This window comes from Enterobacter cloacae complex sp. P18RS, from assembly GCF_014982105.1.
Classification (GTDB): Bacteria; Pseudomonadota; Gammaproteobacteria; order Enterobacterales; family Enterobacteriaceae; genus Enterobacter; species Enterobacter hormaechei_C.
Genome location: NZ_JADCKV010000014.1, coordinates 130,163 through 147,358, shown reverse-complemented (window position 1 = coordinate 147,358; position 17,196 = coordinate 130,163). Strand labels below are relative to the sequence as shown.

The following is a 17,196-nucleotide window of genomic DNA, read 5'->3' as shown; positions in this document are numbered from 1 at the left end:
TATGAATTTCAGTGAGCTAAGTACATTATTTGAAAATTCAAATGCAAGAGGCTTAAATACCAACCAGCTTGCAAATGAATTTATTTGGACAGAATCATTCGAAGCACTTTTTACTAGTCAGAATCAAGTAATACTTGGTTCCAGAGGATCTGGAAAAACTGCGCTAGTTAAAATGTTAGCACATGAAAATTTAAGTAAACTAGCCTCTTTTTATCCAAAAGCGAAAGCTATTATCGATGAGAAAAATTTCATAGCTACTTATGTTCCATTAAGAGTTGAATGGGTTAACTCATTAAATAACTATGAATTAAAAAAAGAAGAGTATTTTATTTGGAGCCTTAACCTTTCATTATGTGCTAAACTTCTTGACACTATCAGGAGTTGTATCGACTCTTATATTGAAGATGAGATAGAACAATTATTTGTAGAGCGAGATATTTGTCTAGCTATTTCTGAAGTTTGGTTTACAGATGAAAATAACTCTTTAAATAATTTGAATCTTATTAGAAACGAACTCGAGAAAGTGGAGTTTAGAAAAAACTTAGTATTTAATAAAGAGGCTATGGGAATCGCTTTGACGGTGGAGGAAACCAGAATAGGCGAAGTATTCCACACAACTTTATTTAAACCTTTTGAATTTGCATCTAGGATAATCAAAAGGAAATTATCTTTACCAGAGAATAATCGTTGGGTTGTATGCATTGATGAGGCTGAGTTTCTAACAAAAAATCATCATCAAACGCTTAACACATTTATGCGATCAGCGAGTGATTTGGTCTTTAAAATAACAACTATGCCTTATAGACATCATACTCTAGATACAAATGTGGCCGCAAATATTAATATAGGACACGATCTTGAGTATATATATATAGATAAACTAGGTACATCTCACCTTAACCAGCAAGCTTCAGATAAAATCATTCAGGATTTCGCTGAAAAATTATTTGTTAATCGGCTGAAATACCATCATAAAAATTTTTTGACGCTTGAACAGTTAGTTGGAAAATCTATCCTAACGCAGTCAACACCTGATATCGTCGAAAACGAATATGTCATTCAATTAATTGAAAAACATTGCAATGCTGACACAATCAGTCGTGCTAAGTCTTTACTAGCTAGCGATCCCGGTAAGTTTGATGATGCTATAGTTAGGAAGTTGCGAGGGATGCTTCTCCTGCGTGAAGAATATAATAATAAGTCAGGCAACTCTGCCTCAACATTATATTCTGGAGTTGCTATTATATCACGCTGTTCAGACGGTAATCCAAGGCGCCTCTTTAGACTGTTTAATCATTTGCTTGGAAATCTAAAGAATCAGTCTACGAGAATTCCTGATGCAAGCCAAAGCGAACGTATCAAAAGTTACTCCTATAGAGAGCTTGAGGTTGTTAAATTTGAAAAAGATGGGATTAAAGCTTTTGAGTTTATTAATAAAATAGGGGGTTATTTTAAAGAAAAAAGTTTGGTTGAGAAGCTTGGCAGTGATACACCACAGTCTTTTAGGATAGATAACTCTATATCGGAAGAACAATGGGGGTGTATTAAAACAGCAGTAGATCTAGGGTTACTATATCCTTATGTAAAAAAAGATAGAAATGCAAAGTCCCTATTCCCATCAAAAGAAGGCCGATTTGTAATAGCCAATTGCCTTACTCCGAACTTTAATCTGTTCCCACGTGTAGGTCGTCCCATCCAATTACATAATATTTTTAATTCTAACGCTCTGTTGAGTGAAGAAGATCAAATGGAGTTGTTCAAAGATGAAGATTAAATTACTTGATTTATCGAGAGCCGAGATGCTGGATTCGCAATATGATGTTGCATTTCTAGGATTGGGTTATGAACCTCGCTGCACCTATATTTCAAAGTTGCTTAATGTAAAGAAAATTGCGGATGTTGTGATTCTTTCTTTTAATGAAAGTTCACAAAATAGAAGCCGGATACAAAGCTATGAAAAATTGCAAAAAAAATGGGGCTCTAAAACAACTGTTGTAAACCTTGAACACTCACATACTCAACAAGTTTATGCTATTCTAAATAAAAAAATATCGGAAATAACAAAAAATGAAATTAGAATAATTGTTGATTACAGTTCAATGTCAAGGAATTGGTATGCTGCGATATTAAATTACTGTTTAAAAGTTTGTTCTAAAAAGCTTACTATTGATTTGGTTTATGCTACTGCTGAATATCCAAAAAATGACGACTTCTTAAATTTTGAATTAGGTGATGTAAAAATATTGCCTGGTTGTGAGGGTTCTTCAATTACTAAGAAGAAAAAATGTGCTATCTTTATGTTAGGATTTGATAAAATAGGGCCACAAAGTTTCTTCAATCTTCTTGAGCCAGATTTAACTTTTGGCGTAATTGCTTCCCCTGGGTCTTTACCAGATTATGAAACACAGGCTATGTTAATAAATAAAGATTTTATTGAGCATCAACTGTCCGGAGGTCGTAATCTTTTAAAACTACCTATTGCAAGTTTATCAATTACGTTTGAACATTTATGCCAAATAATCCAACCTTTAAAAAATGAATATAATATTACAATTATTCAGTTTGGGCCAAAACCCCATATTATTTCATCCACATTGGCAGGTTTATTTTTCGATAATGTAACGTGCATTTATAGTGAATATAGTAGATCAAAACCGTTTGATATCCAACCTAGTGGAGAGTTGGTGATAAGTAGAATTATGATGAAATAAAAGCATTTTTGGCGGAAGATCACAGGAGTCGAACCTGCCCGGGAACGCTGGCGTCCCCAACTGGATTTGAAGTCCAGCCACCTCACCGGAGATGACGATCTTCCGCGCCTGCATTGCTACATGGAGGCGGGGCGCATTATAGCTACTTTCAGGCATTTACCACATACCCCACACCACTTTTTTCACCTCTCTTTTGACCTTAACCCCCCTGTTTCAGCTAATTCTTAAGAAAATCCTCAGGTTAGCATTTCGTGCTCATCAACTTTTATCCCGATCACAAAAAACAAGAAACGTAATCTCTTAACCAGAAAACGCAATACCCGCCCCTGAAACAATGGTTTAAAACCAATGCAACCGGTCTCAGCGCCCCCTACAGCGTGAAGGATAAAAATATGAGCGAAGTACTGTCAGTAAAAGAGAAGATTGGCTACGGCATGGGAGACGCCGCCAGCCATATCATTTTTGATAACGTCATGCTTTATATGATGTTTTTCTACACCGATATTTTTGGTATTCCCGCCGGGTTTGTCGGCACCATGTTCCTGCTGGCCCGCGCACTGGATGCGATCTCCGACCCGTGCATGGGGCTGATTGCCGACCGCACCCGCAGCCGCTGGGGCAAGTTCCGTCCGTGGATTTTGTTCGGCGCCATTCCGTTCGGCATCGTCTGCGTGCTGGCCTACACCACGCCGGACCTCAGCCTTAACGGAAAAATGGTTTACGCCGCCATCACATACACGCTGCTGACCCTGCTCTATACCGTGGTCAATATCCCGTACTGCGCGCTGGGCGGCGTGATCACCAACGACCCGACGCAGCGTATCTCCCTTCAATCCTGGCGCTTTGTGCTGGCGACGGCGGGCGGTATGCTCTCTACGGTGCTGATGATGCCGCTGGTGAACCTGATTGGCGGTGATGACAAAGCCTTCGGCTTCATCTTCGTTATCGGCGTGCTGCACCAGCTGGTGACGCCGATTCAGTGGGTAATGATGTCCGATACCGTCGACTACGGCGAATGGACCAACGGCAAGCGCCTGACTGGCATCAGCTTTGCGGGCACGCTGTTCGTGCTGAAGCTCGGCCTGGCGCTGGGCGGAGCGATGATAGGCTGGATGCTGGCAGGCGGCGGCTACGACGCGGCAGCCAAAACCCAGAACAGCGCGACCATCAGCATCATCATCGGCCTGTTTACCCTGGCACCGGCGATCTGTTACGTGCTGAGCGCCATCATCGCCAAACGCTACTACACGCTGAAAACCCCCTTCCTGACCAAAATTCTGCGCGAGCTGGCGCAGGGCGCGCGCCGCAATCAGCAGGAGTTTGAAAACCTGCCGGTCAGCAAAGAATTGCAGAACTAAGAGGACGTAAGCATGAAAATCAGTGATGGAAACTGGCTTATTCAACCGGGCCTGAATGTGACCTATCCGGTGCAGGTGTTCGACGTGGAGCAGCAGGGCAATGACCTGGTGGTGTATGTGGCGCCGCGTGACGTGCGCGAACGCACCTGGCAGCTCGACACGTTGATGTTCACGGTGCGCCTGTTTGCCCCGCAGGAAGGGATTGTCGGGGTGCGCATTGAGCACTTCCAGGGTGCGCTGAACAACGGCCCGCACTATCCGCTGAACGTTCTGAAGGATGTAAAAGTTGAGATTGAAAACAACGCCGAATTTGCCGAGCTGAAAAGCGGCAGCGTCAGCGTGCGCGTCGCCAAAGGCGAGTTCTGGGGGCTGGATTTCCTGCGCAACGGCCAGCGCATTACCGGCAGCCAGCTGAAAAACAACGGCTACGTGCAGGACAGCAATACCGACCGCAATTACGTGTTCGAACGTCTGGATCTGGGCGTGGGCGAAACGGTCTACGGTCTGGGCGAGCGCTTTACCGCGCTGGTGCGCAACGGCCAGACGGTCGAAACCTGGAACCGCGACGGCGGCACCAGCACCGAACAGTCCTACAAAAACATTCCGTTCTACCTGACCAACCGCGGCTACGGCGTGCTGGTGAATCACCCCGAGAACGTCTCGTTTGAAGTCGGCTCCGAGAAGGTCTCCAAAGTGCAGTTCAGCGTGGAAGGGGAATATCTCGAGTACTTCGTGATCGACGGCCCGACGCCGAAAGAAGTGCTGAACCGCTATACCCGCTTCACCGGCCGTCCGGCGCTGCCGCCTGCGTGGTCGTTCGGCCTGTGGCTGACCACCTCGTTCACCACCAACTACGACGAAGCGACGGTTAACAGCTTTATCGACGGCATGGCCGAGCGCGACCTGCCGCTGCACGTGTTCCACTTCGACTGCTTCTGGATGAAGGCCTTCCAGTGGTGCGACTTCGAGTGGGACCCGGTGACCTTCCCCGATCCGGAAGGCATGATCCGCCGCCTGAAAGAGAAAGGGCTGAAGGTCTGCGTGTGGATCAACCCGTACATCGGCCAGAAATCGCCGATCTTCCGGGAGCTGAAAGAGAAGGGCTACCTGCTGAAGCGCCCGGACGGCTCCCTGTGGCAGTGGGACAAATGGCAGCCGGGGCTGGCGATCTACGACTTCACCAACCCGGACGCGTGCAGGTGGTATGCGGACAAACTGAAAGGCCTGGTGGAGATCGGCGTCGACTGCTTCAAGACCGACTTCGGCGAGCGTATCCCGACTGAGGTCCAGTGGTTTGACGGTTCCGATCCGCAGAAGATGCACAACCACTACGCCTACATTTATAACGAGCTGGTGTGGAACGTGCTGAAAGAGACGGTGGGAGAAGAAGAGGCGGTGCTGTTTGCCCGTTCTGCCTCCGTGGGTGCGCAACAGTTCCCGGTACACTGGGGCGGCGACTGCTACGCCAACTACGAATCGATGGCCGAAAGCCTGCGCGGCGGGCTGTCGATTGGCCTGTCCGGCTTCGGGTTCTGGAGCCACGATATCGGCGGGTTCGAAAACACCGCTCCGGCGCACGTCTACAAACGCTGGTGCGCGTTCGGGCTGTTCTCCAGCCACAGCCGCCTGCACGGCAGCAAATCCTACCGCGTGCCGTGGGCGTACGATGACGAGTCCTGCGATGTGGTGCGCCACTTCACGCAGCTGAAGTGTCAGCTGATGCCGTACCTGTATCGTCAGGCGGCGCTGGCCCGCGAGTTCGGCACGCCGATGCTGCGGGCGATGATGCTGGAGTTCCCGGACGATCCGGCGTGCGATTACCTCGACCGCCAGTACATGCTGGGGGATTCAATGATGGTGGCGCCGGTGTTCTCCGAGGCGGGCGACGTGCAGTTCTACCTGCCGGAAGGGCGCTGGACGCACCTGTGGCACAACGATGAAATCGAGGGTAGCCGCTGGCATAAGCAGCAGCACGATTTCCAGAGCCTGCCGGTCTATGTGCGCGACAACACGCTGCTGGCGCTGGGTAACAATAACCAGAAGCCAGACTATGCGTGGCACGAGGGGACGGCCTTCCAGCTCTTTAACCTGAGCGATGGCGCAACGGCGGTGAGTGAAGTGCCTGCGGCGGAAGGCTCTGTGGTGTTTACGCTGAAGGCGTCACGTCAGGGCGACGTCGTGACCTTTACCGGCGCGGGAGATGCGCAAAACTGGTCGGTGTGCTTGCGCAACGTGCAGAAGGTCGGCGGCGTAAAAGGCGGTTCACATGCGGGCAGCGAATGGGGTGTGGTGGTGAAAGCCGAGGGGGATGAGGTGGTGGTTCACCTCTGAGCTGGAAAAATGCCCGGTGGCGCTTCGCTTACCGGGCCTACGGTAATTATGCGGTCTGATGCCCTCACCCACGGTAGAAGGAACCAAAACCTCGTAGGCCGGGTAAGGCGAAGCCGCCACCCGGCTTTTTACTGTGCCGGAGCCACCGTCGACACCATCCCGCCGGTCATCGTCTGTTGCACCTGCCGTTTATCCATATTCACCGCGCTCAGCTTCCCATTCACCGTCGGCTTCAGCGGCGCATTGGCCTGCACGCTGCCGCTGGCGGTGAGCTGAATATTGCCGTCGCCCGCAATCGGCAGCGCTGGCCAGCCCCACTGCTGCAAAACGTTGAGCGGTACGCCGCGCCCGTTCAGGCTCACGGTGGTTTGTCGCTGTGGCAGCTGTGACACGGTGGCGGTCGCTTCCAGAATACCTTTCTCGGTAAAGGCGCTCAGGTCGGTAATATTTACCGTTGCGGCGTTGGCATTCAGCGCCAGCGACGGGCGACGCACGTCGACGCGGTTAAAGGTTGCTGCCGCCCCGTTCAGGGTTGCGTTACCGCCCCACACGCCCCACTTGTGATCCTGCGCCAGCCGCAGATTAGCGCCATAACCGTCGAGGGAGGTGATCTGCCACGGGAACGCCGGATCGATGTCGATCACCAGGTTGCGGCTCAGGCCGAATTTTTTCAGCGTCACGCTGTTCAGCCATGCCGGAAGCGGGTCCATCCACAGCGTTTTCCAGTTTTCCGGAAGCGTATATTCCAGCCCGGCAATGGCAACGTCGTCCAGCACCAGCGCCTGACCCTCGCGCAGCCAGTTGCCGGAGGTGCGCACCATGCCCCCTTCCCAGCGGGAGGTGAACTGACGCAGCGCAATGCCCTGCGGGGAGAATTCCGCATTCAGGATAGGGTCAAACAGATGCAGCGAGCCGTAGATAAATTCGCTGGCGTTCATGGATAACCGTCCCTCCTGGCTTTGCCAGTCCCCTTTACTCAGGGTGAGGTTACGCAGGCTGAGATCAAGGTCGGTTACCGCCCAGTCTGGCCCCTGTAGACGGGCATCGGTCACTTCCAGTCGCCCAATCTGTAACGAAGGCAGGGTGGAGAGTGGGGCGAAGAAATCCAGCAGCGATTTGTCGCTTTGCAGGCGGATCTCATTCAGACGCAGGGTGTCGATAACCCAGCCACCGTCGGCATTACGCAGAGCCGAGCCCGTCAGCGAGCCGCGCGCCATATCGGCACCGATGGTATTGAGCACCACCTCTTTGCCGTTGAGTTGTCCCTGAATCAGCACGTTGTTGGCCGGTATGCCGTTGAGGGTGAGAGACCCGGCGCTCATCTGGATTTGCGCATTTTTCCCCAGTACGTTCCCCGCCTCGGGCTGCCACGGGCTGACGCCGCCGGTCACCTTTTGCGCACTGAGATCCCACTCCGTATTCGGGCTGTTAAAGGCCATGTTATTCAGTTGCAGACGGTCGGCCTGGAACGGCAGCGGCGCCGTCTGCGGCGATAAATTCAGCGTGCCATCGAACAGGGTGATGGCATCCATATGCAGCGGGTCGGTGATCTGGCGGCTGCTTAAGCCAATATCCACTTTTTTAGCGACCAGCGTGGCCGGTTTGCCATCTCGTCCGAAGGTAACGTTTTCCAGAAGGATGTGAGAAGGGGATGAAAAGCGGTGATCCATCAGGTCAAAGTTGAGCTCGTAATCGGTATTCACCGTGATCCAGCTGCTGACCTGCGATGCGCCCCAGCGGGTCTGGAGCAGAAAATAAAAGGCGAGCACTACAATGAGCAGGGCTACCAGAAGATAGATAAGCAGCTTTCCAATAAATTTCATGGTCTTCCTTCCCGCGAAACGCACATAAGGGTGTTATGCACGATTTATGCGCAATGCTCAAGGCGGGAATGGTGTAAAGAGATGTCACGGCAGGCATTGACAGCCTGCCGTGTGGGCATCAGTTCTTTTCAGGCGGGAAAATGAGATTCAGCACGATAGCGGTAATACCGCCCGCGGCGATGCCGGAAGAGAGCAGGTTTTTCACCCAGTCCGGGGCAAACTGCAAAATCATCGGCTGCTGGGAGACGCCAAGCCCTACGGCGAGAGACAGCGCAATAATCATGATTGCGCGGCGGTTCAGCGGCTCGCGGGAGACGATACGCACGCCAGAGGCCGCGATGGTACCGAACATGACCAGCGTCGCGCCGCCCAGAACCGGCTCAGGGATGTGCTGCACAAAGCCGCTTACCGCCGGGAACAGGCCGAGGACCACCAGCATCAGCGCTACCACGAAGCCCACGTAGCGGCTGGCCACGCCGGTCAGCTGGATCACGCCGTTGTTCTGGCCAAAGCAGGAGTTCGGGAAGGTGTTGAACACCGCCGAGACAAACGAGTTCAGTCCGTTCGCCAGCACGCCGCCTTTCAGACGTTTCATGTACAGCGGGCCGGAGACCGGCTGCTCGGACACGTCGGAGGTGGCGGTGATATCGCCAATGGTTTCCAGCGAAGTGATCATAAAGACCAGCATCAGCGGCAGGAGCAGACTCCAGTCAATGCCCAGGCCGTAGTAGAGCGGCGTTGGAACGGTGATCAGCGCGCTGTTGGTCGGCGCGGTGTTTCCCGGCAACATGCCCAGCGCCCACGCCAGCAGGTAACCGGCCGCCATGGCGATCACCAGCGATGCCACGCGCAGGTACGGGTTACGCTGGCGGTTAAGCAGAATAATGATCGCCAGCACGACGCCTGCCAGCAGCAGGTTTTTCGGCGCGCCGAAGGTATGGTCGCTCATTGCCGCGTAGCCGCCCCCGATGGAGGTCAGACCCACCTGGATCAGTGACAGGCCGATAATCATCACCACCACGCCGGAGACCAGCGGGGTGATCACCCGGCGCGCCAGGTGCAGAACGCGGGAAATGATCATCTCTGTGCAGCTTGCCAGCATCAGGGTGCCGAAAAGCGCCGCCATCATCGTCGGGACATCTGCGCCGCCGGTTTTCAGTGCCGTACCGCCCATGATCAGCGGCGCCACAAAGTTAAAGCTGGTGCCCTGAATCGACAGCAAACCCGAGCCCACCGGACCCCAGGCTTTAATTTGAATGATGGAGGCCACGCCGGAAGCGAACAGAGACATACTGATGATGTGTTGCGTATCCTGCGCCGGTAACCCCAGCGCCTGGCAAATCAGCAGAGCCGGCGTGATGACCGCAACGAACATCGCCAGCAGGTGCTGGCAGGCGGCAAACAGGGTTTGAGGCAGCGGGGGACGATCTTCAAGGCGGTAAATCAGTTCGCTGTTTTGCTTCTGCGCAATCGGTTGTGCATCAGCAGACTCCAGAGTGTTAACAGACATCGGCGGCAATCCCACGGTGGAAAAGCGGGCATTTTAGCTGACCACCTGGTAAAAGCAAACGATTGCCAGCAAAAAAAAGAGAGAAAATCTGCCGGTGTGAGCAGGTTTTCTACAACGAACAGGAAAAAAAAATTACACTTTTCGCGCCGGCGGCTCATGACGAGCATCACCCGGCCCAGGATAACGCCGCGTGTGTATGGAACACGCGCATAACAGGAGCCTTTTATGATTCATCTCGATACGTTGTCGACCCTTGTTGCCGCAACGCTGGTTCTTCTGCTTGGTCGCAAGCTGGTACACAGTGTTTCCTTTCTGAAAAAGTACACCATTCCTGAACCTGTCGCCGGTGGATTGCTGGTGGCGCTGGCCCTGCTGGTGCTGAAAAAAAGCATGGGCTGGGAAATCGATTTTGATATGTCCCTGAAAGATCCGTTGATGCTGGCCTTCTTTGCCACTATCGGCCTGAACGCTAACCTCGCAAGCCTGCGTTCGGGCGGCAAGGTGCTGGGCGTGTTTCTGATTGTTGTGGTGGGCCTGCTGCTGATGCAAAACGCCATCGGCATCGGTATGGCGTCATTGCTGGGGCTGGATCCGCTGATGGGTCTGCTGGCGGGGTCGATTACCCTGTCAGGTGGCCACGGAACGGGCGCGGCGTGGAGCAAGCTGTTCATCGAACGCTATGGCTTTGAAAACGCAACGGAAGTGGCAATGGCCTGCGCGACCTTTGGCCTGGTGCTTGGCGGCCTGATTGGCGGCCCGGTGGCGCGCTATCTGGTGAAACACTCCACCACGCCGGAAGGCAGGCCAGACGATGAAATGGTGCCGACCGCATTTGAAAAACCGGACGTTGGCCGCAGCATCACCTCGCTGGTAATGATTGAAACCATCGCCATGATTGCCATCTGCCTTACCGTGGGCAAAATCGTTGCGCAATGGCTGGCGGGAACGGCTTTCGAACTGCCAACCTTTGTCTGCGTGCTGTTTATCGGGGTGATCCTGAGCAACGGTCTGGCGCAGATGGGCTTCTACCGCGTCTTTGAGCGTGCAGTGTCCGTGCTGGGGAACGTCAGCCTGTCGCTGTTCCTGGCGATGGCGCTGATGAGCCTCAAGCTGTGGGAACTGGCCTCGCTGGCGCTGCCGATGGTGGCGATCCTGGCGGTGCAGGCCGTGTTCATGGCGCTGTATGCCATCTTTGTTACCTGGCGCATGATGGGCAAAAACTATGATGCGGCGGTACTGGCTGCGGGCCACTGTGGGTTTGGTCTGGGGGCGACGCCAACGGCCATCGCGAATATGCAGGCGATCACCGAACGGTTCGGTCCGTCGCACATGGCGTTTCTGGTGGTGCCGATGGTGGGCGCATTCTTCATTGATATCGTCAACGCGCTGGTCATTAAGCTCTACCTGATGCTGCCGATGTTTGGCTGACCGTCAGGCGTTGGAATACCGCTCGGTTTCCGGCATCCAGCGTTCAATTAACGCTGCCGCCTGTTCGGGGTAGCGTTCATGAATATGACGCGCAAGGCGTTGTACTTCGGGGATCATGGCCTGATCGCGCAATAAATCCGCCACTTTAAACTCGGCGTTACCCGTCTGACGCGTGCCCAGCAATTCGCCCGGGCCGCGGATCTCCAGATCTTTTTGCGCAATGACGAAGCCGTCATTGCTGTCGCGTAATACCTGCAAACGCATCTGCGCGGTTTTCGACAGAGGGGCTTTGTAGAGCAGCACGCAGTGAGAGGCGATCGCACCACGGCCCACGCGGCCTCGTAGCTGGTGGAGCTGCGCCAGGCCCAGGCGCTCCGGGTTCTCAATAATCATCAGGCTGGAGTTCGGCACGTCCACGCCCACTTCGATGACCGTGGTCGCAACGAGTAAATGCAGTTCGCCCTGTTTGAACGACTGCATCACCGCCTGCTTCTCGGCAGGCTTCATGCGCCCGTGAACCAGACCGACGTTCAGCTCCGGCAGGGCGAGCTTTAACTCTTCCCATGTGGCTTCGGCAGCCTGCGCTTCCAGCAGCTCAGACTCTTCAATCAGGGTACAGACCCAGTAAGCCTGACGCCCTTCCTGGGTGCAGGCGTTGCGCACGCGGTCAATGATGTCGCTGCGGCGCGTGTCCGGAATGGCGACCGTTGTCACCGGCGTACGGCCCGGGGGGAGTTCGTCGATGGTGGAGGTATCCAGATCGGCATAGGCCGTCATCGCCAGGGTGCGCGGAATCGGCGTGGCGGTCATGATCAGCTGATGTGGGTGGAAGCCCTGTTGCAGACCTTTCTCCCACAGCGCCAGACGCTGATGAACACCAAAGCGGTGCTGTTCGTCGATAATCACCAGCGCCAGGCCGTTAAACTGCACCTGTTCCTGGAAAATGGCGTGCGTGCCGACAATCATCTGCACCTGCCCGCTGGCAATGGCTTCCTGCTGCGCAAGGCGCGCTTTGCCCTTCTGCTTCCCGGCCAGCCAGCCCACTTCAATTCCCAGCGGGGCAAACCAGTTCCGGAAATTGTTGGCGTGCTGCTCGGCCAGCAGTTCCGTCGGTGCCATCAGCGCCACCTGCTTACCGTGGGCGATGGCGCGCAAAGCGGCCAGCGCGGCGACCAGCGTTTTCCCGGAACCCACGTCGCCCTGCACCAGGCGCATCATTGGCACATCCAGCGCCATATCGCGTTCGATCTCGGCAGTCACCCGCGCCTGGGCGCCGGTGGGTTTAAACGGCAGTGAGGCCAGCAGCTTATCTTTGAGCTCATCACGCTGGCTTAATGGCTGCGCGTGGAAGCGCTGCGCACCTGCGCGCAGAGCCAGCATGCTCAGGTTGTGAGCCAGTAATTCCTCAAGGATAAGACGCCGTTGGGCGGGGTGTTTACCGCTTTCTAAATCAACAAGCTGAAGCGTTGGCGGTGGACGGTGCAGGGTGCGCAACGCCTCCGGCAGGCTCATCATGCCCTGTGCCAGCTCCGGCGGCAGCAGCTCGTTAATGGCGCAGGTATCGAGCAGCTCCAGCGCCTGGTCGGTGAGCTTGCGCAGCGTAGCCTGCTTAATGCCTTCAGTGGTTGGATAGACCGGCGTGAGCGTCTCCTGTAGCTCAGGTGAGCTGAGATCGCCCTGCACGCGGTATTCCGGGTGGATCATCTCCGCGCCGTATTTGCCCCGTTTGGCTTCACCGTACGCAAGTACGCGTCGTCCAGTGGCAAGGCTGTTTTTCATTGCCGCATTGAAGTTGAAAAAGCGCATGGTGAGAATGCCGGTGCCGTCGCTGATCTGGCAGGTCATCATCCTGCGTCCGCCAAAGGTGATGTTGCAGTTCAGCACTTCCCCTTCAACGGTGGCGTAAATAGCGGGCAGCAGATCGCCAATCTTATAAAGCTGAGTACGGTCTTCGTAGCGCAGGGGGAGGTGGAGCAGGAGATCCTGCACGGTGTGCAGGCCTATCTTCGCCAGTTTACTGCTTTGTGCCGCGCCCACGCCCGTCAGGCTGTTGAGCGGTATGGCGTCCAGCAGGCGGCCTTTCATGATTTACCCCGCGTACTGCATGGTGGACCACCACTCGGCATCGGCTTCAATTTCGCCCTGCGCGTTGACGTGGGGGTAAGGCAATTTCTTCTGCTTCGCAACGCGAGCCAGCACCGGATAGCCACCTTCAAACAGCAGGCGCTGCTGCTCCTCTTCAGGCAGCATGCTGTTGCTGCGCTCGTACATTCCGGCATTCTGACGCTGGCGCTGCGCTTCATACAGGATCAGCGCTGAGGCGACCGACACGTTGAGTGACTGGACCATGCCGATCATCGGGATGATGATGTCCCGATCGGCCAAATCCAGTGCTTCCTGCGTGATCCCCGTTTTCTCCTGGCCCATTAAAATGCAGGTCGGACGGGTGTAGTCGATCTCACGGAAATCCACGGCTTTAGCAGAGAGGTTGGTTGCCAGAACCTGCATGCCACGCCCTTTCAGGTGCGAGACCGCTTCACCAATAGTCTGGTGAGTTTTCACGGATACCCAGCTGTTGCTGCCTGCGGCGGTGGAGGCCATGGTACGCATACGTGCGCCAGGCCAGACGGCGTGGACTTCATGCACGCCGACGGCATCTGCGGTGCGGACGATAGCAGAGACGTTATGAGGTTTATGGACCTGCTCCATGCAGACCGTCAGATCAGGCTGACGCCTGGCGAGCATTTCGCAGATTCGCTCGTAACGTTTTGAATTCATAATGCTAGTTTCGGTTACGGGTGACTTTAATGACGTCCGGCATCACGCGGATCTTGCGCATAATATTGGCCAGATGCACACGGTCACGGGCGGTCAGGCGAATAAAGGCGCTATAAACGCGGCCATCTTTTTCTTCCGTATTCAGGCTTTGAATGTTGGATGAGGCGGTGTTGATCGCTGCCGTCAGGTTCGCCAGGGCACCCTGGTGGTTGAACATATCCACCTTGATTTCAGTGATAAATTCCTGGGCCGTCTCTTTATCCCACTCGACCGCCATGAACTTCTCAGGCTCTTTCTGATAGCCACGGATGTTACGGCAGGATTCATGGTGGATCACCAGCCCTTTACCCGGGCTGACATGCGCAATAATCGGGTCGCCCGGGATAGGACGGCAGCATTTGGCGAAGGTGATGAGCACCCCGTCAGCGCCTTTGATCGGCAGGTGACCATGATTTTGCGTGGTGGCAGGAACGGCTGTCGTTTCGCCTTGTTGCAGATTCTTCGCCACGACCACGCTCATGGCGTTGCCGAGACCAATCTCTGCCAGCAGGTCATCCAGCGAGGCGAGCTTCATACGCTCCAGCTCATGCTGAATGTTTTCTGGCGGGATCTCTGCCAGTTTGCGGCTGCCACCCAGCGCGTGATTGAGCAGACGACGCCCCAGGCTAACGGAGTCGTCGCGCTTGAGGTTTTTCAGCAGCTGGCGGATTTTTGCGCGCGCTTTTGAGCTCACGACAAAGTTCAGCCAGGCGGCGTTAGGACGTGCCCCCGGCGCGGTAATGATCTCCACCGTCTGTCCGCTGAAAAGCGGCTGCGACAGCGGATAAGGCTGCCTGTCGACGCGGGCACCTACGCAGGCATGGCCGATATCGGTATGCACGGCGTAAGCGAAGTCGACTGGTGTCGCGCCCGCAGGCAGTTCGACAATGCGCCCTTCCGGCGTGAAAACGTAAATCTCATCCGGGAAGAGATCGGATTTAACGCTCTCGATAAATTCAAACGAGCTACCTGCGCTCTGTTGCAGCTCCAGCAGGCTCTGCATCCAGCGCTGGGCGCGGATTTGCGCGGTGGTGCTGCTTTCGCCGCCGTGCTCTTTATAAGCCCAGTGCGCCGCGACACCCATCTCCGCCATCTGATCCATATCTTCGGTACGAATCTGCACCTCAACAGGGACACCGTGCGGGCCAATCATGGAGGTGTGCAAAGACTGGTATCCGTTCGCTTTTGGAATGGCGATGTAATCTTTGACGCGCCCCGGACGCGGCTTGTACAGGCTGTGCATCTGCCCCAGCACGCGATAACAGGTGTCTGAATCGTGGACGATGACGCGGAACGCGTAGATATCCATGATCGAGTGAAAACGCTGCTCTTTGAGCACCATTTTGCAGTAGATAGAGTACAAATGCTTTTCGCGACCGCTCACGCGGCACGGAATGCCCGCTTCCTGCAAACGCCCTTCGATTTCAGAGAGGATCTTTTGAATCATCTCTTTACGGTTACCGCGAGCGGCTTTCACCACCTCTTTAATCACGCGATAGCGGTTCGGGTACAACGCCTCAAAACCCAGCTCTTCCAGCTCGGTTTTAATGTGATGAATACCTAAACGGTGCGCCAGCGGACTGTAAATTTCGAGGGTTTCACGGGCGATGCGGCGACGTTTATCCGGGCGAAGTGAGCCCAGCGTGCGCATATTGTGGGTGCGGTCAGCCAGTTTGATGAGAATGACGCGGATATCCTGCACCATCGCCATGATCATCTTGCGGAAGTTTTCGGCCTGCGCCTCTTTCTTGTCGCGGAATTTCAGCTTATCAAGCTTAGAGACCCCTTCCACCAGCTCGGCAACGCTTTTGCCAAACAGCTGTTCCATGTCCTGGTAGGTGGCAGGGGTATCTTCGATCACGTCGTGCAGCAGGGCGGCCATCAGCGTTTCGTAGTCGAGTTTCATCTCGGCCAGAATACAGGCCACCGCTACCGGGTGCGTGATATAGGGTTCACCGCTTGAACGTGTCTGGCCCTCGTGAGCGTCACGTGCAACGAGATACGCCTGCTGAAGACGCTTAATCTGGTCTTCAGGCAGGTAGGTTTGAATCAGTTGATTCAGGCTTTCAAACAGATACAAGGGCGACCCGCAGGTTTAATTAACGACGACCTTCAGCAATAGCGGTAACAGCTTGTAATTCAGCGGCTTCCTGCTCTTGCTGCTCCTGGCGCTCACGCACGTCGAGGATCTGGTTGTTGATCAGACCTTCTTCGATTTCGCGAAGTGCAATAACGGTGGTTTTATCGTTTTCTTCCGGTACCAGCGGATCTTTACCGCCTACCTGCATCTGACGAGCGCGACGCGCGGCGACCAGCACCAGGTCAAAACGGTTACCAATTTTCTCTACAGCGTCCTGAACAGTTACGCGTGCCATACTTAAAATGCTCCACAGGTGAAGAAATGACTGGGCATGATACTGAAAGTGGGTTCAGTCTGCCAACAGTTTGGTGATTAATGCGTCATGTCGCTGCTTCTGGCGGCTCATACGCAGACGTTCTGCGCGAAGGATAGTTTTGAGATCGCTCAGCGCGGCATCAAAATCATCATTCACAATAAGGTAATCATATTCCGCGTAATGGCTCATTTCTGCAACTGCCTGCGCCATACGCTTCGCGATAACTTCTTCGCTGTCCTGGCCGCGACCACGCAGGCGGCGATCCAGTTCATCTTTCGATGGCGGTAAAATAAAGATACTGCGCGAATCAGGCATTTTCTTACGAATTTGCTGTGCGCCCTGCCAGTCGATATCCAGGAACACGTTAACGCCGGTCGCCAGTACCTGCTCAATGGTTTCACGCGAAGTACCGTAGTAGTTACCGAAAACTTCTGCGTGTTCAAGAAACGCGTCTCTGCCAATCATCGCTCTGAATTCGTCGTGATTCACAAAGAAATAGTGTTCACCGTGCACTTCACCCGGACGCGGTGCTCGCGTGGTGTGAGAAACAGAAACCTGCGTATCGTACAACGGTTGGGTTTTTAACAGTGCCTGAATAAGGCTGGATTTACCCGCGCCACTAGGGGCAGAAACAATATAAAGCGTGCCTTGAGCCATGAGAGTCTTTTGTATGTGTTAACGAAGAAGTCCTACATACGGGCTTATTATACACGTCGCCGCTGTGTGACGTAGCCTTTGTCACACTTTTTCCCCTGGATGATTAAATTTTGCGTGCCGTTTTCAGCTTTTACCTTCTTTTTGCTGCAATAAAAACAATGCGCT

Annotated in this window: 12 protein-coding genes and 1 tRNA gene; 5 read left to right on the top strand and 8 right to left on the bottom strand. The window is 54.0% G+C overall.

Annotated features, from left to right (window positions below; all coding sequences use genetic code 11):
• The first annotated feature begins 1 nt into the window (after position 1).
• Together INF61_RS11155 and INF61_RS11150 are read left to right on the top strand one after the other, a co-directional pair.
• Positions 2-1,774: a hypothetical protein gene (locus INF61_RS11155; RefSeq protein WP_063160973.1), complete on the top strand. Its 1,773-nt coding sequence runs from the start codon at positions 2-4 to the stop codon at positions 1,772-1,774.
• Entirely contained in the window at positions 1,764-2,711 is a 948-nt protein-coding gene (locus INF61_RS11150) for a hypothetical protein (protein WP_063136742.1), read from the top strand. Before INF61_RS11155 ends, INF61_RS11150 begins: the two co-directional genes overlap by 11 nt.
• A gap of 9 nt (positions 2,712-2,720) precedes the next feature.
• Here INF61_RS11150 and INF61_RS11145 read toward each other — a convergent pair.
• Positions 2,721-2,815: transfer RNA gene (locus INF61_RS11145), tRNA-Sec, on the bottom strand.
• Between the two features lie 288 nt (positions 2,816-3,103).
• Here INF61_RS11145 and INF61_RS11140 point away from each other — a divergent pair.
• Positions 3,104-4,069: a glycoside-pentoside-hexuronide (GPH):cation symporter gene (locus INF61_RS11140; RefSeq protein ID WP_193547774.1), complete on the top strand. Its 966-nt coding sequence runs from the start codon at positions 3,104-3,106 to the stop codon at positions 4,067-4,069.
• A 12-nt stretch (positions 4,070-4,081) separates the two neighbouring features.
• Positions 4,082-6,400: an alpha-xylosidase gene (gene yicI, locus INF61_RS11135; RefSeq protein WP_193547773.1), complete on the top strand. Its 2,319-nt coding sequence runs from the start codon at positions 4,082-4,084 to the stop codon at positions 6,398-6,400.
• A 128-nt stretch (positions 6,401-6,528) separates the two neighbouring features.
• On the opposite strand, the gene INF61_RS11130 is transcribed toward yicI, so the two are convergent.
• The gene (locus tag INF61_RS11130) at positions 6,529-8,223 is read right to left on the bottom strand and encodes an AsmA family protein (RefSeq protein WP_193547772.1); all 1,695 of its coding nucleotides are present in this window, start codon (positions 8,221-8,223) and stop codon (positions 6,529-6,531) included.
• A gap of 118 nt (positions 8,224-8,341) precedes the next feature.
• Entirely contained in the window at positions 8,342-9,733 is a 1,392-nt protein-coding gene (xanP, locus tag INF61_RS11125; protein ID WP_193547771.1) for a xanthine/proton symporter XanP, read from the bottom strand.
• Positions 9,734-9,958: 225 nt separating this feature from the next.
• Between xanP and gltS the strand changes: the two genes are divergently transcribed.
• The gene (gene gltS / locus INF61_RS11120; RefSeq protein WP_006812438.1) at positions 9,959-11,161 is read left to right on the top strand and encodes a sodium/glutamate symporter; all 1,203 of its coding nucleotides are present in this window, start codon (positions 9,959-9,961) and stop codon (positions 11,159-11,161) included.
• A gap of 3 nt (positions 11,162-11,164) precedes the next feature.
• On the opposite strand, the gene recG is transcribed toward gltS, so the two are convergent.
• The 5 genes from recG to gmk are packed head-to-tail and all read right to left on the bottom strand — an operon-like array spanning position 11,165 to position 17,031.
• Entirely contained in the window at positions 11,165-13,246 is a 2,082-nt protein-coding gene (gene recG / locus INF61_RS11115) for an ATP-dependent DNA helicase RecG (RefSeq protein WP_017383630.1), read from the bottom strand.
• Between the two features lie 3 nt (positions 13,247-13,249).
• Positions 13,250-13,939, bottom strand: coding sequence for a tRNA (guanosine(18)-2'-O)-methyltransferase TrmH (gene trmH, locus INF61_RS11110; RefSeq protein ID WP_003860922.1), 690 nt, complete (start codon positions 13,937-13,939; stop codon positions 13,250-13,252).
• Positions 13,940-13,943: 4 nt separating this feature from the next.
• Entirely contained in the window at positions 13,944-16,058 is a 2,115-nt protein-coding gene (spoT, locus tag INF61_RS11105) for a bifunctional GTP diphosphokinase/guanosine-3',5'-bis pyrophosphate 3'-pyrophosphohydrolase (RefSeq protein WP_003860921.1), read from the bottom strand.
• 19 nt (positions 16,059-16,077) lie between these two features.
• Complete coding sequence (rpoZ, locus tag INF61_RS11100; protein WP_000135058.1) at positions 16,078-16,353, bottom strand: DNA-directed RNA polymerase subunit omega; 276 nt, start codon at positions 16,351-16,353, stop codon at positions 16,078-16,080.
• 54 nt (positions 16,354-16,407) lie between these two features.
• Complete coding sequence (gmk, locus tag INF61_RS11095; RefSeq protein WP_006177710.1) at positions 16,408-17,031, bottom strand: guanylate kinase; 624 nt, start codon at positions 17,029-17,031, stop codon at positions 16,408-16,410.
• Positions 17,032-17,196: the final 165 nt, after the last annotated feature.